This is a genomic window from Terriglobus sp. 2YAB30_2 (assembly GCF_052114765.1).
Taxonomy (GTDB): Bacteria; Acidobacteriota; Terriglobia; order Terriglobales; family Acidobacteriaceae; genus Terriglobus.
Window position 1 is genome coordinate 329512 of sequence record NZ_JBFRFJ010000003.1, and the last position, 23763, is coordinate 353274.

At 59.9% G+C, this 23763-nt stretch carries 19 protein-coding genes; 12 read left to right on the forward strand and 7 right to left on the reverse strand.

What is annotated here, in order from left to right; translation table 11 throughout:
• Nucleotides 1-9 precede the first annotated feature (9 nt).
• The gene (locus AB4Y89_RS06690) at nucleotides 10-1827 is read right to left on the reverse strand and encodes an ABC transporter ATP-binding protein (protein ID WP_442300129.1); all 1818 of its coding nucleotides are present in this window, start codon (nucleotides 1825-1827) and stop codon (nucleotides 10-12) included.
• Nucleotides 1828-2866: 1039 nt separating this feature from the next.
• Here AB4Y89_RS06690 and AB4Y89_RS06695 point away from each other — a divergent pair.
• The 11 genes from AB4Y89_RS06695 to tsaE all read left to right on the forward strand — a co-directional run bounded on the left by AB4Y89_RS06695 (nucleotide 2867) and on the right by tsaE (nucleotide 14954).
• Nucleotides 2867-3187 carry a hypothetical protein gene (locus tag AB4Y89_RS06695; RefSeq protein WP_442300130.1) on the forward strand — a complete coding sequence of 107 codons (321 nt, stop codon included), beginning with the start codon at nucleotides 2867-2869 and terminating at the stop codon, nucleotides 3185-3187.
• A gap of 100 nt (nucleotides 3188-3287) precedes the next feature.
• Nucleotides 3288-4637, forward strand: a complete 1350-nt coding sequence (locus tag AB4Y89_RS06700) for a TROVE domain-containing protein (RefSeq protein ID WP_442300131.1) — start codon at nucleotides 3288-3290, stop codon at nucleotides 4635-4637.
• Nucleotides 4638-4735: 98 nt separating this feature from the next.
• Nucleotides 4736-5752: an ATP-grasp domain-containing protein gene (locus AB4Y89_RS06705; RefSeq protein WP_442300132.1), complete on the forward strand. Its 1017-nt coding sequence runs from the start codon at nucleotides 4736-4738 to the stop codon at nucleotides 5750-5752.
• 39 nt (nucleotides 5753-5791) lie between these two features.
• Nucleotides 5792-6121 carry a DUF6572 domain-containing protein gene (locus tag AB4Y89_RS06710; protein WP_442300133.1) on the forward strand — a complete coding sequence of 110 codons (330 nt, stop codon included), beginning with the start codon at nucleotides 5792-5794 and terminating at the stop codon, nucleotides 6119-6121.
• Nucleotides 6122-6155: 34 nt separating this feature from the next.
• The gene (locus AB4Y89_RS06715; protein ID WP_442300134.1) at nucleotides 6156-7259 is read left to right on the forward strand and encodes a carboxylate-amine ligase; all 1104 of its coding nucleotides are present in this window, start codon (nucleotides 6156-6158) and stop codon (nucleotides 7257-7259) included.
• A 251-nt stretch (nucleotides 7260-7510) separates the two neighbouring features.
• Nucleotides 7511-8767 (forward strand): pyridoxal phosphate-dependent aminotransferase, encoded by a 1257-nt coding sequence (locus AB4Y89_RS06720; RefSeq protein WP_442300135.1) that lies wholly within the window; start codon nucleotides 7511-7513, stop codon nucleotides 8765-8767.
• A 103-nt stretch (nucleotides 8768-8870) separates the two neighbouring features.
• Nucleotides 8871-9926: an aminopeptidase gene (locus AB4Y89_RS06725; protein WP_442300136.1), complete on the forward strand. Its 1056-nt coding sequence runs from the start codon at nucleotides 8871-8873 to the stop codon at nucleotides 9924-9926.
• 94 nt (nucleotides 9927-10020) lie between these two features.
• Nucleotides 10021-11778, forward strand: a complete 1758-nt coding sequence (locus tag AB4Y89_RS06730) for an FG-GAP repeat domain-containing protein (RefSeq protein ID WP_442300137.1) — start codon at nucleotides 10021-10023, stop codon at nucleotides 11776-11778.
• A 166-nt stretch (nucleotides 11779-11944) separates the two neighbouring features.
• A complete protein-coding gene (locus tag AB4Y89_RS06735) occupies nucleotides 11945-12895 on the forward strand; it encodes an aldo/keto reductase (RefSeq protein WP_442300138.1) in 951 nt (316 codons plus the stop codon).
• Nucleotides 12896-12955: 60 nt separating this feature from the next.
• Nucleotides 12956-14512 (forward strand): NAD(P)H-hydrate dehydratase, encoded by a 1557-nt coding sequence (locus tag AB4Y89_RS06740; RefSeq protein WP_442300139.1) that lies wholly within the window; start codon nucleotides 12956-12958, stop codon nucleotides 14510-14512.
• A 4-nt stretch (nucleotides 14513-14516) separates the two neighbouring features.
• Nucleotides 14517-14954, forward strand: a complete 438-nt coding sequence (gene tsaE / locus AB4Y89_RS06745) for a tRNA (adenosine(37)-N6)-threonylcarbamoyltransferase complex ATPase subunit type 1 TsaE (protein WP_442300140.1) — start codon at nucleotides 14517-14519, stop codon at nucleotides 14952-14954.
• A gap of 184 nt (nucleotides 14955-15138) precedes the next feature.
• Here the strand turns inward: tsaE and AB4Y89_RS06750 are convergent, their stop codons facing one another.
• Complete coding sequence (locus AB4Y89_RS06750) at nucleotides 15139-15879, reverse strand: energy transducer TonB (protein WP_442300141.1); 741 nt, start codon at nucleotides 15877-15879, stop codon at nucleotides 15139-15141.
• Between AB4Y89_RS06750 and AB4Y89_RS06755 the strand changes: the two genes are divergently transcribed.
• Nucleotides 15864-16400 carry a hypothetical protein gene (locus tag AB4Y89_RS06755; RefSeq protein ID WP_442300142.1) on the forward strand — a complete coding sequence of 179 codons (537 nt, stop codon included), beginning with the start codon at nucleotides 15864-15866 and terminating at the stop codon, nucleotides 16398-16400. The genes AB4Y89_RS06750 and AB4Y89_RS06755 overlap by 16 nt on opposite strands.
• Nucleotides 16401-16407: 7 nt before the next feature.
• Here AB4Y89_RS06755 and AB4Y89_RS06760 read toward each other — a convergent pair whose 3' ends face one another.
• The 5 genes from AB4Y89_RS06760 to murC form a co-directional block, all read right to left on the reverse strand.
• On the reverse strand, nucleotides 16408-17736 hold the full coding sequence (locus AB4Y89_RS06760; RefSeq protein WP_442300323.1) for a penicillin-binding transpeptidase domain-containing protein: 1329 nt from the start codon (nucleotides 17734-17736) through the stop codon (nucleotides 16408-16410).
• A gap of 135 nt (nucleotides 17737-17871) precedes the next feature.
• Nucleotides 17872-19254 (reverse strand): cell division protein FtsZ, encoded by a 1383-nt coding sequence (gene ftsZ / locus AB4Y89_RS06765; RefSeq protein WP_442300143.1) that lies wholly within the window; start codon nucleotides 19252-19254, stop codon nucleotides 17872-17874.
• Nucleotides 19255-19389: 135 nt separating this feature from the next.
• Nucleotides 19390-20619: a cell division protein FtsA gene (gene ftsA / locus AB4Y89_RS06770; RefSeq protein ID WP_442300144.1), complete on the reverse strand. Its 1230-nt coding sequence runs from the start codon at nucleotides 20617-20619 to the stop codon at nucleotides 19390-19392.
• Nucleotides 20616-21971, reverse strand: a complete 1356-nt coding sequence (locus AB4Y89_RS06775; RefSeq protein ID WP_442300145.1) for an FtsQ-type POTRA domain-containing protein — start codon at nucleotides 21969-21971, stop codon at nucleotides 20616-20618. The genes ftsA and AB4Y89_RS06775 overlap by 4 nt, the downstream gene beginning before the upstream one ends.
• A 224-nt stretch (nucleotides 21972-22195) precedes the next feature.
• Nucleotides 22196-23575, reverse strand: a complete 1380-nt coding sequence (gene murC, locus AB4Y89_RS06780; protein WP_442300146.1) for a UDP-N-acetylmuramate--L-alanine ligase — start codon at nucleotides 23573-23575, stop codon at nucleotides 22196-22198.
• Nucleotides 23576-23763 lie beyond the last annotated feature (188 nt).

The following is a 23763-nucleotide window of genomic DNA, read 5'->3' on the forward strand; positions in this document are numbered from 1 at the left end:
TTTCGCTCGTTAGCGGTAACTTGCCGCTTGCATCTCAAACATCTCGGCGTAGAGCCCACCGGATTCCATCAACTTCTGGTGATTTCCTTCTTCGATCAAACGGCCGCCGCTCAGCACTACGATGCGATCTGCCATGCGGACGGTCGAAAAGCGGTGCGAGATCAGCAGCGCCATCTTTCCCTGCGTCAGTTCGGCAAAGCGTTCAAAGACCTCAAGCTCACTGCGGGCGTCGAGCGCCGCCGTAGGCTCATCGAGAATCAACAACTGCGCGTCCCGCAGGTAGGCGCGCGCCAACGCAATACGCTGCCACTCGCCGCCGGAGAGCTCCACACCGCCCTCGAAACGCCTGCCAAGTAGCTGGTCATAGCCGTGCTCCAGCTTCGCGACTACAGTGTCAGCAAGACTTTTGTGCGCGGCATATTCGATCTCACCCTCATCGAGTTTGCGATCGACACGGCCGACGCCGATGTTTTCTCGCGCGGTCATCTCGTACTTCATGAAGTCCTGAAAGATGACACCGATCTCGTGGTGCAACTCCTCCAGCTTGTACTCGCGCAGGTCGCGGCCATCCAAAAGGATCTGGCCCTCGGTAGGGTCATACAGCCGCGTGATGAGTTTGACGATGGTGGTCTTTCCCTGCCCGTTCTCACCGATCAGAGCGACTCGCTCTCCGGGGCGAAGCGTGAAGGTGAAGTTTTTGAGCACGGTGCGGTTCGTTCCGGGATAGGTGAACGACACATTGCGGAACTCGAATCCCTGACGAATGGGATTTGGCGCCGGTAGTCCCTTGGGATCGGACCTGACCGTCGGCTCCATGCGGAAGAACTCGATCAGATCGGTCAGGAACAATGCCTGATCGGCAATGCCGGAGGCCGTGGAGAAGACCTGCTGCAGGTTCGAGTTGGCCTGCTGGATCGACGCCGTAAGGAAGGTGAAGTAGCCAATGCTGTACTCGCCCTGGATCGTCCTCCAGATGACGTAGACATAGGCGCCGTAATAGCCCAGTGTGCTGACGACATTCAGCAGGCCGCCGATCAGGAGCTTGCGGCGCGCAAAGGCGGTGTCTTCGGCGTAGATGCCACGCGCCAGCTCGTCGAACTTGCCAGTAAAGTAATGGCTCAGACCGAAGAGCTTGATCTCCTTGGCGCCGTCGCGGCTGCCGGCCACCTGGCGAAGGTAATCCATCTGCCGCTTTGCGGGTGTCTGACGGAAATTCTTGGCATACCCGAGGAAAGCGAAGTGCGTCTCGCCGAGAAACGACGGCAGCACCCCCACCAGCATCAGCAACACCAGCCATGGTGAGGCCAGCACCAGCGCTGCGGAGAAGACGAAGGTTGTGATGATCTGCTGCAACAGGCGGCCGATCTGCTGAATCATCACCAGGCGGTCCGTGGCCTGCACCCGCGCGCGCTCAAGACGGTCGTGGAAGATCGGATTTTCGTAGGTGGTCAGGTCCAGCCGCGCGGCCTGTTCCATCACTTTGACTGAAGCGTAGTGGGTGTAGCTGTTGGCCAGCAGCGCATCGCTGAAATCAATTGCCCGCATCATCAGACCGAGCAGAACATTGATGCCGATCTCGGCGGCGACCAGGGACCAGAATCGCGGATCGAGCGAGCGCCCGCGCAACGTATCCGCAATGTCATTGATGATGTACTGCACGATCTTGGCGGCGGCAAAGGGGCACACCGCCACGATGATGCGCAGGATCACACCCCAGATCACGGCGGCCCGGCTCGACCGCCACATAATAGTGAGCACCATCGGCACGTTGCGCAGCGCGGCAACGCGTTCGCGCCAGGGGTTCTGGTTGGTGGTCTTCTCGCTCATGGACTCTCAGTCAAGGTTTCAGGACTGCGTCGAAACAATCGCGTGTGCGGAACGCGACACAGTGGCTGGTCGGTAGGATGCGTACAAGTGGAACGAGGGTTGTGCAAACGCATGGACGAGAACTCGCGTATATCATGTCGTCGATCGAAGGGCGCGATCTCTTCTCCGTTACGAAGAGCGCAGCGTAGGGATGTGCAAACCTTTGCAGTGCATCACCACCGTTATATGGTCGATGATCCTGAGTAACTTACGAAGTTATCGTTTTTTTACTTATTTGCGCTTGCAATGAAAGATCGATATGTGGCATCCTCACATCTGTTGTTAGCCCAGAGGAAGAAATCCAATGTTGCGCCTGATCCAACTCGACACGATGAGCACGCCGGATAAGCGGCATGCGAACGTGTGCGTGAGTGAAGGTCTCTGGTTCTCGGGCTATCCACTCTCCTTCGCCTAATCTCTCCGGCTCATCTGGGCAGCCGGAATCTACGGCAAGGAAATCCAGCACACATCGTTTGCTTTTTGTTTCCGATCTCTCCGGTGGCGAAGCTTTTCGGCTACTTCGACACACTGGACCCGATGCCGAGGGCGATTCATACCCCGGAGATCTCAGAAACATAGCACCAGTGGCGACTTTCAGGGTTACTTCATCGGTTGAAGCTCCTCCGGGAGTAGCGGTTCGAATCCGCACACCCTGAATCTTTGTTCCCTGGCAACGAACAGGATGCTGACAGACAGTAGCGCAGGCACGGGATACTTCTTCCGCCAAGGCGGGACGATGGAAGCCCGCCGCATGGACCTCGGTCTGTGTCAAAAAACCTGTGCCAACAGTTCTCTGTCTGTTTTGCCTCCTGGCCTCACGGTGGCGACGAGATGGGTTCCATCGACCCGGAAGACGCGGAGTTCGATTCTCCGCTGTGGTCTTTGACCGCATCGTTTAGCGGTAGAACGTCCGGCCTAACCAACCTGTCTCTACTTATTCCCCGTGGAGTTATCGCTCCACTTACTAACCCGCGGATTATTCCGCTTAGAAAGTGACTTTATGAGCTCGACGATCACCGTTCGCAACGCGACGCCGAAGGGCAACCAGTCGCTCTGCGATACCTGCACACACGCGCACGTGCAACTCGGCTTTGCCGACAGCGAACGCATTGTCCGCTGCGGCTATTTCTGGGATCCACGTCACGAAGTAAGCTTCGCGGTGCGCGAATGCAGTAACTACCAAAACAAGACGTTGCCTGACCTGAAGAAGATGGAAAAGATCGCGTGGGAGTTGAACTTCCGCCGAGCTACCCACCCTCTCGGCTTCACCACCAAGGCAGTCTTTACCCCGCCCAAGCCCAATGAGGACGACGACGACTAAGTCGAGTCCTTACTGAGAGAAGAGGCGGCTCGATAGCGCCGCCTCTTCTCCAGGCAAGCGGTGCTGGACCGCAGTCGCCTGGAGAGGAGGAGGTGCCGCCATGGCACAACTGAACATCCTGAAACTGAGCGGAATCTTCCCGCCGCGAGAGACGCCCGACACGCCGCGTACCTATGAGGGTGCGCCGGCCGAACACCTTACGCCAGCGCAGGCGCTGCGGCGCTCGGTCATGGCCTGCATGCTGTGGGAGGACACCTTCTATGAGCAAGGCGAGACGGTTGCATCGCGCATCGCCTCTCTGGTGCCTCAGGTAGACGCCGCTGTTGTTGCTGAAATTGCCGTAGAGGCTCGTGAGCGGATGAAGCTGCGCCACGTGCCACTGTTACTGGTGCGCGAGATGGCTCGCTATCCGACGCATCGCGGGCTGGTGGCCGAAACGCTGGAGCGTGTGATCCAGCGTGCCGACGAGCTGGCAGAGTTTGTCGCTATCTACTGGAAGGACGGCCGTTGCCCGCTCTCGGCGCAGGTGAAGAAGGGGCTTGCAGCGGCGTTTCCTAAGTTCGATGCGTATGCTCTGGCCAAGTACGACCGCGCCAAGGCGGTCCGGCTGCGAGACGTTCTGTTTCTCTCGCACGCGCGGCCGCGCACCGAGGCACAGGCTGTCCTCTGGAAGCAGTTGATCGCCGGAGAACTGCCTGTGCCGGAGACCTGGGAGGTGCGACTCTCCGCGGCCGGATCTGATCTGGAGGCAAAGCGTGAGGCGTGGGTGTCGCTTCTGCTGGAGAAGCGCCTGGGCGCCCTGGCATTGCTGCGGAATCTGAGGAACCTGCAGCAAGCCGGCGTGCGGCGTGACCTCATCGCGGACGCATTGCAGGTCATGAAGACGGACCGTGTGCTTCCCTTCCGTTTCCTGGCTGCGGCGCGTCAGGCGCCGGACTGGGAGCCGGAGCTGGAGCAGGCGATGTTCCAGAGCGTTGCGAGCGCCGCACGGCTGAAGGGCCGGACGGTGCTCCTGGTGGACGTCTCCGGTTCCATGGACGCTGCACTGGGTTTCCGCTCCCAGATGCTTCGTATGGACGCCGCCTGCGGTCTGGCGGTGCTGTTGCGTGAGCTTGCCGATGAGGTGGCGGTGTATACCTTCTCGTCGGGGCTGGTGAAGGTGCCTCCGCGGCGTGGATTTGCGCTGCGGGATGCCATCGTGAACAGCCAGCCGCACCTGGGTACGGCGCTGGGTTACGCGCTCGAGCGGCTGCGCGAACGCTATGACCGGCTGATCGTGATCACCGACGAGCAGACTGCCGATCGTGTGCCTCCGCCTGCGGGATTGGGCTACATGATTAACGTAGCCAGCTACCGCAACGGGGTCGGCTACCGTACGTGGAGGCACATCGACGGCTTCTCGGAGGCGATCGTCGAATACATCCGCGAGTCGGAGAGTGTAGCGTCTTAACCTGAAGTAGCCGGGGAGAACTTTCATGGTTCTCCTCGGCGCTTCTTTTCATACACTCGCACTACACTAGCGTGAAGTGAACGGAGGATCCCCCTACTGTGAAGACGATCGGCGTTCTCTTTGGCATGGAAAACACCTTCCCCGGCGCCCTGGTAGAAAACATCAATGCGCGCGGGCTCGACGGCATTCGGGCAGAGTTTGTGCAGGTTGGCGGTGTAGAGATGGACGTGGCTTCGGGCTACGACGTCATCGTTGACCGCATCTCGCATGACATTCCCTTCTATCGCAGCTTCCTGAAGAACGCCGCTCTCCGCGGAACGCAGATCATCAATAACCCCTTCTGGTGGTCGGCGGACGACAAGTTCTTCAACTATGCCCTTGCCTCCCGAGCCGGGGTTGCAGTTCCGCGCACGGTGCTTTTGCCCTCCAAGCAACTGCCTCCGAACACCACGGAGCGCTCCATGCGCAACCTGCAGTATCCGCTCGACTGGGACACAATCTTCAGCTACGTCGGCTTTCCTGCCTTCCTGAAGCCGCACGACGGCGGCGGCTGGCGCGATGTCTACCATGTCCATAACGCGGAAGAGTTCTTCCATGCGTACGACCAGACCCGCGATCTGTGCATGGTGCTGCAGGCGGCCGTGAATTTCACGGAGTATTTCCGCTGCTACGTCGTCGGCCAGAAGAAGGTGCGCATCATGCAGTACGATCCACGGCGGCCGTACCATGAGCGTTATGTGCACGACGGCCCGGCGCCGGCCAAGGCCCTGCTAAAGCGCGTCGAAAAAGATGCCCTGACCCTCTGCCAGGCGCTCGGTTACGACCTGAATACGGTGGAGTTCGCCTGTGAGAATGGCGTTCCTTACGCGATCGATTTCATGAACCCGGCGCCCGATGCCGACCTGCACTCCGTCGGCAAAGCAAATTTTGACTGGGTGGTGAATGCCGTCGCCGACCTGGCGATCGCACGGTGCAAGCTGAGCGGCAAACCTCCGGAGCTGAAGTGGTCTGCCCTTCTCGGCGCTCCGGAGGAAAAGCCGGCGAAGAAGCCCTCAAAGAAGTCGCTGAAGACTCCGAAAGCTCCAAAGCCTCCGAAAACGCCGAAGAAAAAGTAGCGGCGATTCAGGCTTCGTGCCCCGGCGTAAAGTACATGTATGGTTGATGAACCCAACAAGGTAGATCAGGTCTCCGTCACCAGCGACGGAGCCTATGTGCTCACCATCCAGGACCACTGGGACTGGGAGGTGGACTTCGATCATGTGCAGGTGCTGGAGGACAAACTGAACGCCTATCTCGGCTTCATCGAGGGCGGCCAGATGGAGGAACTCTATCCGGCGTCGGTCCGGTTGCCGCTTGAGATCGACATCCAGTTCCAGTTCGCTCCCAGCGAGCTGGGGCTGCAGTTTCTGGACGCCGCGAAGAAGACGATTGAAGAGGGCGGCTACAAACTCACCTGGAACATCGCCACACAAGCCGATGCCTGACAAGCTACCGGGGGCCTGATACCTTCATCTCACCATGCGCCCATCGTTCACGCTCGGCATTGAAGAGGAGTACCAGACTGTCGACCCTGAAAGCCGGGATCTTCGCTCGCACATCGCCACCGAGATGCTGGCCAAAGGCAAGCTCCGGCTGGAAGAGCGCGTGAAGGCAGAGATGCATCAGTCTGTCGTTGAGGTAGGCACGCGCGTCTGCGGCAATATTGAAGCGGCTCGCGAAGACCTCTACGATCTGCGGCGCAATATGATCCGCCTGGCCGAAGAGCATGGCCTGCTGCTGGTTGCGGGCGCTACGCATCCCTTCGCTGACTGGCGTGTACAGGAGATCTATCCGGATGACCGCTACAAACGCGTCGTGGAGGATCTGCAGCTTGTCGCTCGCGCCAATCTCATCTTTGGCCTGCACGTCCATGTCGGCATCGAAGACCGCGAGGCGGCGATCCGCATCATGAACTCGATGCGGTATTTTCTACCGCACATTCTGGCGCTGAGTACAAACTCCCCGTTCTGGCTGGGGATGGAGACGGGCTACAAGAGCTATCGCGCCAAGGTCTTTGAGAACTTTCCGCGAACCAACCTTCCTGACAGCTTCGCGAGCTACTCGGAGTTCGAGAGCTACGTCAACCTGCTGATCAAGACCAATACCATCGACAACGCCAAGAAGATCTGGTGGGATATCCGTCCGCACCCTTTCTTTAATACCGTTGAGGTGCGCATCTGCGACATTCCTCTACGTGCGGAAGAGTCGATTGCCATCGCCGCGCTGATCCAGGCTACGGCCGCTAAGCTCTACAAACTGCACGAAGCCAATGTGGACTTTCGTCAGTACAGCCGTGCCCTGCTGATGGAAAACAAGTTCCGCGCCGTGCGGTACGGCCTTGACGGAAAACTGATCGATTTTGGGAAAGAGGCCGAGGTGCCGGAGCGGGATCTGATCCGCGAGTACCTCGCCTTTGTTGATGATGTTCTGGACGAGTTGGGCTCACGAGCTGCGGTCGAGGAGCTCCATAACATTCTGGAACGGGGTTCCGGCGCCGACCGGCAGCTTGCCGTCTTTCGGCAGACCGGGAGCCTGCGCGCGGTCGTGGATTACATGGCGGCAGAGACCAGGGCCGGTTTGTAACGAATTGATGACAATCAAATTTTCTGTTCACTCCTCTTTCCAGAAAATTTAATCAGGCGTACATTTGTCTTCAGACGAGCAGTTTCTGTACTCTGCTGCTTAAGGTTCCGTTACATTTTTGTTCCCTTTTGGGTTGTGGCAAGTTTTTGCAGTCTCCGGCGAAGCTATCGCCGACGTGTATTCGCAATCTTCCTTGTAGTCGCCGTCGTGTCGCTGTAATCAACCTGCAGTCTTTTGTGAGGGAAATACCCATGAGCTCAATCTTCGACGTTAATCCCGCAGTCTCTCGCCGCAACTTTATGCGTCTGTTCGGCGCTGGCGCTGCGGCCGCAGCCACGCTTCCTAACTTCTCGCAGACCGCATTCGCGCAGGCAGCTGGCCAGACTGCCGGCCGTCGCGGTATGGGCGGCGAGCGCCCGATGATGGATAAGGACGTCATCGTGATCTCCTCGAACGAGAACCCGCTTGGACCGGCTCCTTCGGCTCTTGCCGCTGTAGCGCAGGCAGGCCCCACGGGCGGCCGTTACGACAAGTATGGCGTTACTATTGGCGTGGTAAAGACCCTCTCAGAGCAATTCGGTCTTAAGCCCGGCTATGTGCAGCTCTATCCCGGTTCCGGCGGTCCGCTGGATATGGCGCTGATGTCGAACATCGGCCCCAGCAAGGGCCTGGTGACCGCTGATCCTTCCTACGAGCAGGGTTCGCGTGCTGCCCAGAAGCTGAAGGCTCCGCTGAAGCAGGTTCCGCTGAACGCCAAGTACGAGCACGATGTGAAGGCCATGCTGGCGGCAGATCCGAACGCCGGCGCCTACTACATCGTCAACCCGAACAATCCGACCGGCACCATGACGCCGAAGGAAGACATCATCTGGCTGATCAACAACAAGCCCAAGGGCTCGGTTGTGATCGTCGATGAGGCCTACCACCACTTCTCCACCCATGAGTCGATCATCGACCAGGTTGCCGCAGACAAAGACGTTATCGTTCTGCGTACTTTCTCGAAGATCTACGGCATGGCCGGTGTGCGCGCTGGTTTCGCCATCGCCCGCCCGGATCTGCTGGAGAAGTTCGACACCCTTTCGCCATCGGTCAGCCTGCGTCAGGCCGCCTCGGTCTCGCTGCTCTCCGCTGCTGCTGCCGGCGCCAGCCTGCGCGATCCTGAGTTGGTTCCGCTGCGCCGCAAGATCAACACCGACATCCGTGAAGCCACGCTGGAGTTCCTGGATAAGAAGGGATACAAGATCGTTCCCGGCTCCCAGGCCAATATGTTCATGGTGGACGTCAAGCGTCCTGGCCGTGAGTTCCAGCAGCTCATGATGAAGGAGAAGATCGCGATCGGTCGAACATGGGCCGCCATGCCGACCCACGTTCGCGTCACCGTCGGCACCAAGGACGAGATGGACAAGTTCCAGACAGCTTTCGTCAAGTGCATGGATGTTCCTCCGGGAGCCGCTAATGCCTCGCTGCACTCGGAGCTCTACATCCCGAGCGAACTGCACCGCGCCTGATCCTGGCGTCCCAAACCCGGAAACGAACCCCGGCTTCGGCCGGGGTTCTTCTTTTCATCCGCCTGCAATGTCGTTCACAATGCCTTAAACTTGGAGTAACGCCATGATTCAGACGGCCCCACAGCAGCAGCCCCTCCTCTCGATCTCGTTTCCCGCCGAGTTCACGCCCGGCGCCCGCTCCGCAGTGCGCACTTGCCTGCGTGTTCAGCCGGAAGAAAAAGTCACTCTCATCACCGATGAGAAGTGTCTTCCCATCGCTGCCTCCATCGCGGCAGAGCTGGAATCCCTGGGCTGTACCTGGAACGCCTTTGTTTTAGAACAACTTGCGCCCCGGCCGCTGGCGAACATGCCGCAGGCGGTTCTGGACGACATGGAAACCTCCCAGGTCTCAATCTTCGCTGTCGAGGTACAGCCGAACGAGCTGCGCAGCCGCATGCAGATGACCGACGTGGTGAATCGCCAGGGAATCCGCCATGCCCATATGGTGAACATCACCCCCGAGATCATGACCCAGGGCATGCGCGCCGATTATCAGGCGGTCGATGCCCTCTCCCAGGCTGTGCTGGACCGGGTGCGGAAAGCGACCTACGTGCGCGCCACCACCCCGGCTGGAACTGACCTGCATGTGGCGCTCTCACCCGAGTACAAGTGGTTCAAGACCTCCGGCATCATCTCGCGGGAGAAGTGGGGCAACCTGCCCGGCGGCGAGTGCTTCACCGCGCCGGGAGAAGTGAACGGCGTCTTCGTTGTGGACGGCGTTGTCGGCGACTTTCTCTGCGCCCGCTACGGCATCCTGGAGCACACCCCGCTCACGATCTGGATCGAGGGCAACCGCATCCGCCGCGTGGCCAGTGACAACAAACAGCTTGAGGAAGACTTCTGGGACTACACCCACACCGACGGCAACTCCGACCGCGTCGGCGAGTTTGCCATTGGCACCAACATCGGCGTCACTAAGGTGATCGGCAATATTCTGCAGGACGAAAAGTTCCCGGGTATCCATATCGCCTTCGGCGATCCCTATGGGGCGCACACTGGCGCGCCTTGGAGATCGTCAACGCACATTGACGTCGTGGGCCTGCACTTCAATATCTGGCTGGGCGATGAACATGGGGAGACCCAGATCATGCAGAATGGCGAGTTTCTGATTCAGCCCTAGACTAAATGTCGGCCAGAACGCGCTCGATTTTGAACATGAGGCAACCATTCGGGAGTGGGAACTCTTCTACTGCAATGCAGTTTGGGAGTTCCCTATGCGTCAACCTCTTCTGCTTTCGGTTCTCCTCTTTGGAGCATCCGCTGCCTTAGCCTCTCAAACCATACCGAGCTTTGAAGTGTACGGTACCAACTCCTGGACCGTCGCGCCCTCTTATGCTCTCGTTCGCGGGGACTTCCACAATGCCGGCAAGCAGGACGTTGTCTATGTGGGTAGTACGCAATCCCAGACGGTGTTTACGATGTTGACCGGGAACGGCGATGGCACCTTCCAGGCTCCGCAAACAGTTGCTTCACCAGGCACTTTTACAAACGATCTCGCCGTGGCTGACCTAAACGGAGACGGCAATCTCGACCTGGTGGCAGCTACGAACAACGCGCTGCAAGTGTTCTACGGCAACGGTAATGGAACCTTTCAGGCGGGGGGGCAGTACACAACGACGGCGACGGCAAATTCTGTAGCTGTGGGTAATTTCTTCAGCGACGGCTACCCCGATGTCGCGGTCGGCGACGGCAAAGGTAACGTCGAGTTATTCAAAAACGTGAATGGGAGCAGCCTGGTGCTGGCTTCCAGCGTAAGCATCGCAAGCGGTAACTCAACGCTGGTTCGTGCGGGCAATCTGAATGGGAATGGTCTTACCGATTTAGGCGTGCTGGTTCGGGGTGAGTTTTCCGGAACATACAGCGGCGTGGTCTATGCCGTGTGGAACCTGGGCGGCGGCAACTTCAGTGCCGATAAGCTGGCGAGCTACCCCAGTCCCCTCTCGCTGAATGTGGGCTCCGCCAACGGCAGCGGAATCGACGATATTCTCGTCTCGTACTACTGCGACCCCAGTGTGCCTCTGGGCACCTCCCAAACGTTATCCTGCACCGGGATCGACATCTTCTACGGGATGGGCAATCAGACATTCATCCATCGCACTGCGGTCACCGATCCGCCCGATCTCGCGGGCAGCACGCCTTGGCCAGTCGATGTAAATGGCGACGGCATTATCGACATCGTAGCGGCGGGCTACCACAAGCAGATCGATGGCTACGCGGGATTGATGGTGTGGCTGGGCAACGCCGATGGCACATTCCAGCAGACACCGCAGTATTACTTCGCAGATACCGATAACGCCGGAGACATCGTCCCTGGAGACTGGACCCGCAATGGAATGATGAGCTTCATCATGTTGGGGGGCGCAGGAACAGAGGTATATATCAACGGTAGCGATCGCGCCGGGTGCAGCACTTACACCATCAGCCCTTCCGTGACCGTATGCCAGCCGGTAAACAACACCTACGCGTCGAGCCCGATGACGGTGCAAGCCAACGGCTACGACACCACGCCCATGACCGCGATGCAGGAATACATCGATGGCACACTCCAATACTCGAAGCCGGTGACGAGCTTCGATACAGCCTTCAACCTTAATCCAGGCACTCACCTGCTGGTGACCAAGGGCTGGGATCAGAGCGGTGTCAGCTTTGTGGCCGACCGTACCATCACCGTCTTCAACGGGAGTCCGTACCCGACTTGCGCCGCGGCTTTTGGCTCAGCCAACATCTGCCTGCCTTCGGGCACGACGAGCAACTCACCGGTGCACATCCTCGCCAACGGAGCTACCGACAATATCCCCACCGCAGCGCAACTCTACATCGACGGGAACCTGGTGGTGAACAACACGACCGGGGCTACCTCCTATTTGGACACCACCCAAAGTCTGTCCTCTGGAGAACATTTCCTCGTCTTCAAGATGTGGGACGGGAATGGAGGCGTTTACCAGGCCACGAAGACCGTCACGGTCAACTAAAAATTAGCTATAGAGCATTGTCTCTAGAAGGCACCATTTGGTGCGCACCCTGCCGCGCGCCTGCCCGAAGACAGCACGTTATTTTCCTCTTCAACACCACCGTTTTCCCCCTGTCGCTTGCATCTCATACAATCGCGAGATCGAGATATTGCCAAAGGAGCGATGCGTGAACTTCAACATTCTCGGCAACTCAGATATGCAGCTTTCCCCCATCGGATTCGGCGCCTGGGCTATCGGCGGCGGAGGATGGGCCTTCGGCTGGGGCGCGCAGGAAGATAAGGACTCCATCGCTGCCATCGAGCGCGCCCTCGATCTCGGCGTCAACTGGATCGACACCGCTGCCGTCTACGGGCTGGGACACTCGGAAGAGGTTGTCGCCAAAGCCCTTCGGAAGTCTGCGCACAAGCCGTGGATCTTTACGAAATCCAGCATGGTGTGGGATGACAAAGGCAACATTACCAACTCCATGAAGCAGATCAAGCGGGAGTGCGAAGACTCGCTGAACCGCCTGAATCTCGACGTGATCGATCTGTACCAGATTCACTGGCCGAAGCCGGATGAAGAGATCGAAGAGGGTTGGACGGCCATGGCGGAGCTGCAGCGCGAGGGCAAGGTGCGCTGGATCGGCGTCTCGAACTTCTCCGTCGATCAGATGAAGCGTGCCCAGAAGATCGCTCCCATCACCTCGCTGCAGCCGCCCTACTCCATGCTAAAGCGCGACTACGAGGCGGAGGTGCTTCCCTTCTGCCGTGAGAACGGCATTGGCGTCATCAACTACTCGCCCATGCAGAGCGGGATGCTCACCGGCAAGATGACCAAAGAGCGCGTTGCCCAGATGCCGGACGACGACTTCCGCAAGCGCGCCCTGAACTACCAGGAGCCGAAGCTCTCGCAAAACCTCAAGGTCGCGGACAAGCTGAAGGAGATCGGAGCGAAGTACGGTGTCACCGCCGGCGTCATCGCCATCGCCTGGACGCTGAAGAATCCTGCGATTACGGCGGCCATTGTCGGTGGACGCAATCCGCAGCAGGTGGAAGAGACCGCAGAGGCGCTCGACTTCGTTCTGCCGGACGAAGAATACAAAGCAATCAACGACTATCTACAATCAAACGCATAGCCTTTGAGGCTCTGCCCGTCCTCTGGACGAGCAGAGCTACACTGCATGGGCGTTTTTTGTATGAAGATTCTGACCGCAGAGCAGATGGGCGAGACCGACCGGCGCACCGCCGCCGAATTCGGCGTCTCCATGCAGGAGTTGATGGACAACGCCGGCGCCTCGGTCGCGCGCTTTGCGCTGCGACGTTATCCCGAGGCGCGCCGCATCGTCGTCCTCTGCGGCAAGGGCAACAACGGAGGCGACGGCTTCGTCGCTGCTCGGCGGCTGCACGCGGCCGGGCGAAAAGTCCAGGTGATCGTTCTGGCCACAGGTAAAAACGATCTGCGCGGCGACGCAGCCAACGCCTTCAGCGCACTGGACGCGCCGGTTACCTTCGCCACAGAAAGCATCACCCTTCCCGAAGCCGACCTCTACATCGACGCTGTGCTTGGTACCGGGTTCAAGCCTCCGATGCGCGGCCCGGCCTGCAATCTGCGGGAACAACTGATCCAGTTCGCAAAACCTGTTCTGGCTGTCGATCTCCCGTCGGGTTGGGATGCGGACTCGCACGAACCCACAGCCGGGGGTCCATTTCCCGCCGATTCTGTCGTGACCTTCACCGCACCAAAGCCGGCGCACATCTTCGGACAGATGAACCGGGATGGCGCCTTCGGTGCGGTCGCCGTTGCCCCGATCGGCTCACCCGCGGAATCTCTCCCAAAAACCGAGCTCACCTGGACCGGTTCCTCCAAAGCGCTGACCGAGACACCTCGCCCACTGAACAGCAACAAGGGGCGCTTCGGACACGTGCTGGTGCTTGGCGGCTCGCGTGGCAAGTCCGGCGCGGCCGCGATGGCTTCACTTGCTGCGCTACGTTCCGGTGCAGGACTGGTTACGGCCGCGGTGCCCGATTCTGTGCTCGACTCGGTGGCCCGCATCGCTCCCGAATTGATGTGCCGGCCGCTTCAAGAGATCGACGGACATGTTGCCCTGGCGAACTTTGAAACGCGCACGCAGTGGCTTGAGAAGATCAGCGTTCTCGCCATCGGTCCCGGTCTGGGAACCCAGCCGGAGACGACCGAGTTCGTCCGCCGTGCTGTGCTTAAAACGGCTCTTCCGGTCGTCATCGATGCCGACGCCCTTAACGCCTTTGCTGAAAAACCGGAGCTGCTGCGCGCGCAAGCCGGACGCGTGATGGTCCTGACACCGCACCCAGGCGAGATGGCCCGCCTTCTCGGCATCACCGTCAAGGAGGTAGAGGCCGACCGGATCGGCATCGCCCGTCATTACGCTACAGAACGCAATCTGACCCTGGTGCTGAAGGGCTGGCGGACTCTGGTGGCGCATCCGGATGGGGAGATCTCCATCAACACCACCGGCCACCCTGCAATGTCGAAGGGTGGGAGTGGAGACATTCTGACCGGCATCGTTGCGGCGATACTGGCGCAGCACCCCGATCACGTAAAAGATGCGGTCAACACCGCCATCTATCTGCACGGTCTCGCCGGCATGATGGCCGCGCGCAACCAGGACGAACATACGGTGCTGGCCACCGACACATTGGCCCATCTGAGCGACGCCTTCCGCTACCGCATTGCGGACGAAGACGGCCTCACCTGGGTTGGAGGACTTCGCTAGTTTCATGCTTGTAAAGAGATTCAAGACCCGCTCCGTAGAGGGCACGCTTGCACTTGGCCCGAACATGGCCGAGAAGTTGATGCCGACACCAAAGCTGATTCTGCTGCGCGGCGAGCTAGGCGCCGGAAAGACCACCCTGGTGAAAGGCATCGCTCAGGCACTGACCGGCGTTGATCCGGAGGAGGTCACCAGCCCCACCTTCACACTGGTGCATGAGTACGCAGGACCGAAGGTGCATTTGTATCATCTCGACCTTTACCGCTTGGAAAAGGAAGAAGAACTCGCGGCGCTTGGGATCGACGAGATGGCTTCGCAGCCTGATGCTCTTGTTCTGGTGGAGTGGGGCGATAAGTTTCAGAGCATGATTCAGCGCGCTAATGGACAGATCATGATGCGGGCGAATGAGTTGGATGAGCGGGAGATCTTTCTGGAGATTCTGTAGGACTGCTCTGAGTGGCACGAACTGGGTGCCCCACATACGCGAAGCTTATGTGGGCATTCGCGCAACGCGCGAACCGTCTTTTTATCTCATTCCCCATCTGCGGCCAAGCGAATAGCAACGCGGATCGAGCTCCGCTCGATACTCCCACATAAGCTTCGCGTATGTGGGGCACCCAGAGTATGGGCTAATTCGACTCCAGGGTGATGCACTCCCATCCACATCCGCCGGGATTTCTGCGCCGGTCGAAGTGGAAGTGTAGTTCCTGCTCGCTGCTGATGGGCCTGCCGTTCTTCGTTGCCGGATGAAAAACCCATTGCTGCACTGTGGCCAGAACCATCTGGTCGATCTGCGCTCCCATTCCTCTACGAGCGTGGACACGAGCAATGTGGCCGGTATTGTCGATCTGCAGATCGACGAAGATGTCGCCGGTAGCGCCGACCTCAGATAAATCCGGACGCTCCTGAGGGAATGCCTGCACGTAGGCGATGCTCACGTTGCCGTCGCCCAGTGCTTCATTGCCGCGCTCCCCCGGAGGATCGACCGGAGGCGTCACCACAACCGGAGCCTCTACCACCTTCTTCGGGGGAACGTGATGCTTCAAGGCTCGCTTCACCTCATGTGTTTGCGATAGCTTTCCCGGGTTGTAGGTCATCAATACCCTGGCGCCCTGACGCGTGCCGGCCGGCTTGAGCTTCCGCGCTCCAATCCACCAAGCGTTCGCAACGACAAAGAGCGCGAACAGATGGAGCCCCGTCGACACGGCGACCCTGCCCTGCTGCGTCTGCAGCAGGAGCGCCGATCGCTGTCTCCACAACCGGAGCTGCTCTCCCATGCGGCCCATCGTACCGCAGCGATTCGACAGGAAGCGATGGCTTTCCTGCAATGCAGACCGCAGAGTAGACTTCTGCCGTGAAATTCCTGCCATTGTCAGCCGTCGTTGCGACCGCACTCCTCTGCCCCGCCCTTCCGGCCCAGACCGCGAAGGTTAATCTCGGCGCTAAAGTCCCTGCAGCGAAGACGCTGCCGCCCTTCTCCGGCACGTGGATGCTGAATCCGCAGCGGAGCAAGCTGACTCGGCGTATCGAGGGTGAGAGCAAAGCCGTCATTCAGTACGACGGAAAGACCTGGCACTACATCCACTCGCATCAGGAGACTCCCAATGACGAGCCCGATGCGTGGCAGGTGACACTGGAAGTCAACGCACCAAAGCTGCATGTCGAACCGGGCGACGAGGTCACCTTCCGCTCGCGGATCCGCCAGCAGGGCAACGCTATGTTGTTGGAAGAATGGGGCACGACCGGGCACGGCCAGAAGATTCACAACACCGTCCGCTACACCCTGGAAGATAGCAACAATACGCTGGTGCAGACCGAGGTCTCGGTCGGTCCGCTCGGCCCAGTCCGTAATGTCTACGTCCTGGAGCGCGTGCGGACCACCGCAGAGTAAAAAGCGATTACTGGGATACGCCCACGGCAACCTGCTTAGGCTCATCCGAGCCTGCAGCAGTCGTCGCCGGAGCCGTCTTCTGCAGGAAGTAGCTCTTGTCGGCCATCGAACGATAGAAGAGTCCCGTCAGCTCCGCCGCCTTCGGACCGAAGGTTGGGCGTCCGCCTTCCAGGAAGAAGACCGTCACCATCCGGCCAACCGGAGTATCAGCGTAAGAGGCAAACCAGCCATAGCGGGTTCCGTTATTGGAGCAGGTGCCAGTCTTACCCAGCACCGGGAACTCCTTGAAGTTGGCGCGCAATGAGCGCGCGGTACCGTAACGGGCGTCCACCGCACCAGCCATGCCGGGCAGCATCTCCGGGATGAGCGGAGCGATGTCGAGCGTCCGCTTCACCTTCGGCTGGAAGTTCGCGACAGCGTCTGCCGTGGTGGGGTGCTGGAGGTAGTAGAGCGTGCCGCCGTTGGCGATGGCAGAGACCAGAGCGCCGAGCTGCAGCGGAGTCATCGAGATGCTCTCACCAAAGGAGCACATACGGCCCACGCCGCCGAGCTTCTCCGGCAGTTCCTCGTCGGGATAGACGCCGAGCTGCTCGCCATCAATGTTGTAGCCGGCCAGTTCGCCCAGGCCAAACATGTTGGCGTAGTGCTTGACGCGCTCAAAGCCCATCCGGCGGCCCAGAACCTCAAAGTACGGATTCACCGACTTGGCCAGGGCGTAGTCCAGATCCACGTTGTAGTGGCCACCGAGGTTGACCGGCGTGTCGTGCTTGATCATGCCTTCGGAGAGAGCCGCCAAAGCGACGCTCAGCTTGATGGTGGAGCAGGGTTCAGCTCCGCGCGACAGCGCCAGCTTCTGGTTGACCATGGCCAGAACGCGGCCGTTGGTGGGATCGATCGCCACCGCGGTGCCATTCATATTGCCAAGAGCCTGAATCAGCGACTCACGGACTACCGGATCTTCTCCGGTAGCGACATCGCCCAGCGTCAGATTGTCCGCGAAGGAGCTGGCCGTAAACCGCTCAGAGAAACGGCCGGCGCGGGTTCGCTTAACTGCCAGTCGCGGTGCAGCGCCACGCTTTCCCTTTGTGGCAACAGCCTTTGACCTGGCAGCAGGAGCCGCCTTAGCGGTTGCTGTCGATTTTCCGGCGCGGCGGCTATGTTGCAGACCGGCAAGGTGCGCCTTTCCGCGAGTACTCTCCTGTACCTTGGAGGCTCCCCGGGTGCGCCTTGTACCTGTCGGCGTGGGGTCGGCCGCCAGTGCGGCTACGGCGGTGGAAACAGCGAGAATACCTACAACTAGTCCCGGAAGAAAAAAATTCCTGAAGCCCTGAATCATGCGTCGCACATCCCTGCGCCAATCCGTGCTAAGCGCCGATTTTGATACTTTTTATCCTACCTTGACCTGATCAAAATCGATCAGCCCTAGCGCCATACAACTTTAGATGCGTAAGCCCAATACGGAACGCAGTTTTTACATGCCTCCACGACGTAGAAACGCTGGAATATCAAGCTCATCCTGCTCCTGGCGTACGGTAGCCGACGGAGTGGAGGCAAAAGTAGCCACCGGTTCAGGCACTGCCGAGGCAGCCGCGATCGGCTGGGGCTGTTCATCCGGTGCAGGAGCCGTCATTTCCGGCGTAGTCTCTACCCACTGCTGTGGCGGCGGAACAGCCGACTCACGACGCTCGCGGCCCGTCAGGAAGAACTCGTCTTCGAAGACCGATGGCGATTCGGGCCGCTGGGCAATCGGAATCTCTAGCTTTTGCATGACCGGAGTCTCGCTGGCAAAACGCGGCATCGCCGAAGGCCTAGCGTCATAGCGGACTGCAGGCTCCATCGCCTCCTGCAACATGCGTTCGCGGCGCTGCGGCATCTCCTGCTTGAAGCCGGTGGCGATGACGGTAATCTTCACATCCTCGCCCATCGACTCATCCTGCACCGCACCGAAGATGATGTTGGCGTCTTCATGCGCAGCGTTCTGAATGATGGTGGAGGCCTCGTTGACCTCGCTCAGTTTCAGCGAGCTGGATCCGGTGATGTTGATCAGAATGCCGCGTGCACCGTCGATGGCGCCGGCTTCCAACAGCGGCGAAGCCATAGCGGCAATCGCAGCTTCCACTGCACGGTTTTGTCCTGCGCGTACCGCCGTTCCCATCACGGCGTAGCCCATGCCCGCCATCGTCGTCTTTACGTCGGCGAAGTCGCGGTTGATGATGCCGGGGATGGTGATGATGTCCGAGATTCCCTGCACGCCCTGGCGAAGCACATCGTCCGCAATGCGGAAGCTCTCGAAGAAGCCCGCGTCCTTGGCGACAGCCAGCAGCTTTTCGTTGGGGATAACGATGACCGTATCAACCGCATCCAGCAGCTCCTGCAGGCCACGCTCGGCCTGCATCATGCGGCGCTTGCCTTCAAACCCGAACGGCCGCGTCACCACAGCCACTGTCAGCGCACCCATCTCACTGGCCAGCGAGGCGATCACCGGAGCGGATCCAGTTCCCGTGCCTCCGCCCAGACCGGCCGTGACAAAGACCATGTCCGCGCCTTCCAGCGCCTCAATGATCTTGTCGGAGTCCTCCAGCGCCGCGCGACGGCCCACGTCAGGATTTGCGCCGGCGCCAAGACCAGAGGTCAGCTTTACGCCGAGCTGCAGCTTTACCGGCGCCAGAGAGCCTTCGAGCGCCTGAGCGTCCGTATTGGCGGCGATAAATTCCACGCCTTCCACTTTGGCCGCGATCATGCGATTGACCGCGTTGCCGCCACCACCGCCTACGCCGATGACCTTAATCTTGGCGCCGGTGCGGGTCTCATCGTTGTAGTGAATGCGGATCGGATCTTGGGGCGTATTCGACATGGGGATGCGTTAACTCCTGCGTTAATGGTCATTCTGTCATTCGTCCGCGTGCAAGGAAATGCGGAAAAGCAAATGACGGTTATCAAAGTCGATTCCTGAGGCCGAATCAGGACTATCTTGTGACGGCGAGGATCACTACATGGTGCCGGCGAAGATCGCCTTCAACTTGGCGCGGAGGCCCATCTCTTCGCTGGCACGGCGCACCTGCGTGCGGTGCGTGTACAGCAGCATGCCGATGAGGGCCGCGAACTCCGGCTGCGCCAGTTCCTCGGGCATGCGAGAGAGCGGTACCGGATAGCCGACGCGGGCCGGCACACGCAGCATGCTCTCAGCAACATCCAACAGGCCGACCAGCTTGGCCGAGCCGCCGGTCAGAACCAGGCCGGCGCCGAGCGCTTCCAGCACACCGCCCTGCCGCAGGTTCTCGCGCAGCATCTGCATCAGCTCGCGCGCTCGCGGCTCAAGAATCTCCGCCAGGTAGCGATGACGCACGATGCGTGCCGGCTGTCCTCCGCTGAGCGCCAGGTTGCCGCCGACTTCAATCTCATTCAACTGCGGCACACTGGTCACCACACAGTTGCCCCAGACCTGCTTCAACTGCTCTGCCTCTTCGACGGGCACATGGAGACCGACCGCGAGGTCGTTTGTGAAGTGGTCGCCACCGATCGGCAGTACAGCCGTATGAGCGACTGCTCCCTCGAAGAAGACGACCATCTCGGTGGTGCTGGCTCCAATATCCGCGATGCAGACGCCGAGCTCACGTTCATCCGCGCTGAGAACCGCTTCAGCCGCGGCAATGCCCTCATAGACCGTGTCCAGAACCTCAAGGCCTGCCTTGTTCGCGCAGGTCACAACGGACTGCGCTACGCCCCCTGAGCAGGTAGAGAGATGGAGGTTCACTTCAAGCTTCGTTCCCACCATCCCAACAGGATCATGGATACCCGACTGATCGTCGAGGATGAACTCCTGCGGCAACAGGTGCAGAATCTCGCGGTCCGCCGGCAAAGCCACGGAACGCGCGCGGTCCACGGCAGCCTTAACCTCTTCGCGTGTGATCTCTCGCATACGGCTGCCCATGCTGATACCGCCACGGCTGTTAACGCCGCGGACATGCATACCGCCAACGCCGACAATAGCCGTCTCAATCCCAGCCTTAGCTGTACGTTCGGCGGCAAGCGCAGCGCGATTGATCGCATCTGCTGCCGGACCGAGATCGGCAATCAGGCCCTTGCGCATGCCCTTCGACATCTCAATGCCGTGGCCGCGATAGCGCAGCACGCCTTCCTGAACCTCACCGACCAGCACGCAGCTCTTGGAGTTGCCGGCGTCCAGAACCGTAATCAGAGTCTCTTCGCGAGGCTTCACCGAGCCACCCCCGCGGAAGGCACTGTGGAATGTGCCGGCTGATTCAGCAGATCCTTCGACGGACGAGCCACCTGGCCAGGCTTCGCAATCGGCATCTTCCACTTCACTGCCGGCTTTACGGGCTGCTTTGGCGCTGGCCCCGCGAGACGGCTGGCCACATCATCCGGAATACCGGAGCTGGTGTCCCGCACCGGAGCTGCACTTGCGACCGTCTGTTTCGGCTTTACGGCGGCGACAGGCCGGGGCGCAGCAGCCTTGGCTGTGGACGCCTTCGCTGTTACAAGGGGCTTGCTAGGCGGCTGCGGTGCAGGTGTGACCGCCGCAACCGGCTTTACCGGAGTAATTGGCTTCGCTGTGGCATCTTTGCCCGGAGTAACATCCGCGACAGCGGGAACCGGAGGGGCGCCTCCTGTATCCTTCGCCATCTCCAGCACGACCTGCGTCTCATAGCGCATATCGGCCGAGGCGAGCTTCGGATACTGCTGCTTCCACTCCGGCAGATGCTGCTGATACTTCTGATAGCGCTCCAGGAACTTATCATCGCCAAAGTGCACCAGCACTTCCATCCCATGATCGGGGATGAGCGCCTTCACATCTTCGGGATTATTGACATCCACTTCGCTGACCTGGTCGCTGATCTTCGCGCCTCCGCCATCAAGGTCTGCAATGAAGCGCTGGTAAAGCTTCATGCGTGCGGAGCGGGTTCCGGCGGGCTCGTTCGCCACAATCCCGGTGACCACAGGGAAGGAATAGCGTGGATCGCCCGCCGCATCGGCCGGCAGATCCAGAATGACGCCGTTGGCGTCAACCAGGCGGATACCGTCGGACTGACGGAGGTACGCGACGGGGGTACGTTCCACCACGGCGACGCGGAGTCGATTCGGCAGCAGACGCATCACGGTGGCATGCTCCACCCAGGGCAAACCCTCCAGTTGCTCGCGGCGATCTGTGAGCGGTACACGGAAGATATTGCGCTCTACATCTTCTCCAAAGATGCTGAGCATCTGCGGCCGCGAGACATGCGTATTGCCGGCAATCTCGATCGATGCCGAGCTGGCGATACGAAAGCGGTCGTCCCGTAGAAGATAGTTCCTGGCTACGATGACTGCGCCAGTCATGCCGCCTAGTGCAAGCACCAAGCCGGATGCGGCCGCGATGCGGCCCCACTTCGTCTGGGGCAGAAGCCCTTTCCGCACGCGGACTCGCTGACTCGCGCGAAAAAACTCCGCGTCGTCATCGGGAAAATCATCCTCAGAGCGGCGACGCCTGCGGCGGTCGACCTCCTGCTTCGGGTACGAATCGGCTACAGAGTCAGCGTGTTCCGAGGCGCGTTTTGAAAAAAGATCTGGCATCAGGCAAAACGAAATAAAGGGAGAAATGCCGCAAACGTGCTCGCGAATCCGCTTCGACTATAAATTGATAGCGCAAGAATTCAGCCCCGTGCGTATCCGGGAAGATACCTCTTTAGAGCATTTCCCTGTTGCTGGGTATCCCGGAAGGTGTGTGCAGCGGCGTTTTCATTGCGGAAAACGCCCATAAATGCGGAAGCCCTACTCTACACCTACAGGGAAATGTTTTATGGGTTCGCTTCCAGTTTTGACAACAACAGCGCTCCCGCCTGAGAGACATTCCCGGCGCCCAGGGTCAGGATGACGTCTCCCTCACGGGCTTCCGCTGCCAGTGCCTGCACCGCCGCTTCCAGGCTTTCAGCGTGAGACACGGAGGGATGCCCGGTGCGGCGAACCTCCTCCACCAGCGCCGGGGTGTTCACACCGGGGATTGGATGTTCGCTGGCGGCATAGATGTCCAGCACCTGAAGCACATCTGCATCGCCAAATGAGCCTGCGAACTCCGCCATCAGATCACGGGTACGGCTATAACGATGCGGCTGAAAGAGTACCAGCACGCGTCCGTAGCCGCATTCCCTGGCGGCGCAAAGGGTCGCCTGCACCTCGGTGGGGTGATGGCCGTAATCGTCGACGATCGTAACGCCGCGAGCCACTCCTTTAATCTGGAAGCGGCGATCAACCCCGCGAAACGCAGCAATTCCCTCGACGAGCTTGTCATCCGTCACTCCAAGCTGGACACCGATGGCCACGGCCGCGGTCGCGTTCAGCACGTTGTGCTTCCCTGGAACATGCAACTCCAGAGGCCCGATCACGCGTTCCTGGTGCGTCACCTGGAAGCGCGCATGCGAGCCTGCTGTACGCGGCAGCATCTCCAGCCGGAAGTCGGCCTCTTCGCGCTCGCCATAGGTATAGATACGTCGGCTCGTTCGCGGCAGGATGGAGCGCAGCAGGTCATTGTCGATGCAGGCCGTGACTGCTCCATAGAACGGCACGCGATCCATAAAGGTGATGAATGCGCCCTCGACATCTTCCATATCGCGGTAGCAATCCATGTGCTCGCGATCGAGGTTGGTCACGACGGCGAGGACGCTGGGAAGCTTGAGGAAAGAGCGGTCGCTCTCATCGGCCTCGGCCACCAGATACTGGGAGGTTCCCAGGCGCGCGTTCGAGCCCAGAGCGGCGACACGTCCACCGACCACGACGGTCGGATCGAGGCCACCGGCGGCCAGCACCGAGGCCACCATCGAGGTGGTGGTGGTTTTGCCGTGCATACCGGCGACGGCGATGCCGTACTTCAGCCGCATTAGTTCGGCGAGCATCTCGGCGCGCTGAATGACGGGGACCTTGCGCGATCTTGCATCCAGCACTTCAGGGTTATCTTTGGCAACGGCCGAGCTGGTCACGACGACATCGGCGTCGGCTGCATTCTCTGCACGATGCCCTTCAAAGATCACGGCGCCAAGCTTTTCCAGCCGGTCGGTCACGGGCGAGCGCCGCAGATCGGAGCCGGAGACGGGATATCCCATCGTCAACAGGATCTCCGCAATCCCGCTCATACCAATGCCGCCAATGCCAATAAAGTGAACCCGCTGTGTCGGTGCAAACATAGGTTTCACTGTATCAAGGCAGGCCGCGAGAGAGCTTTTCTCTGTGGGTGTCGTGTCGGGGCTTTCCGTATGCTTTGGGCGTTTTCCGTAATGAAAACGCCACTGTATGGCCCTTCGGGATACCCAGCAACAGGGAAAATGCTCTAGAGCTGTAGACACTTAAAGCAGAAGAGGCGCGGAGTAATCCG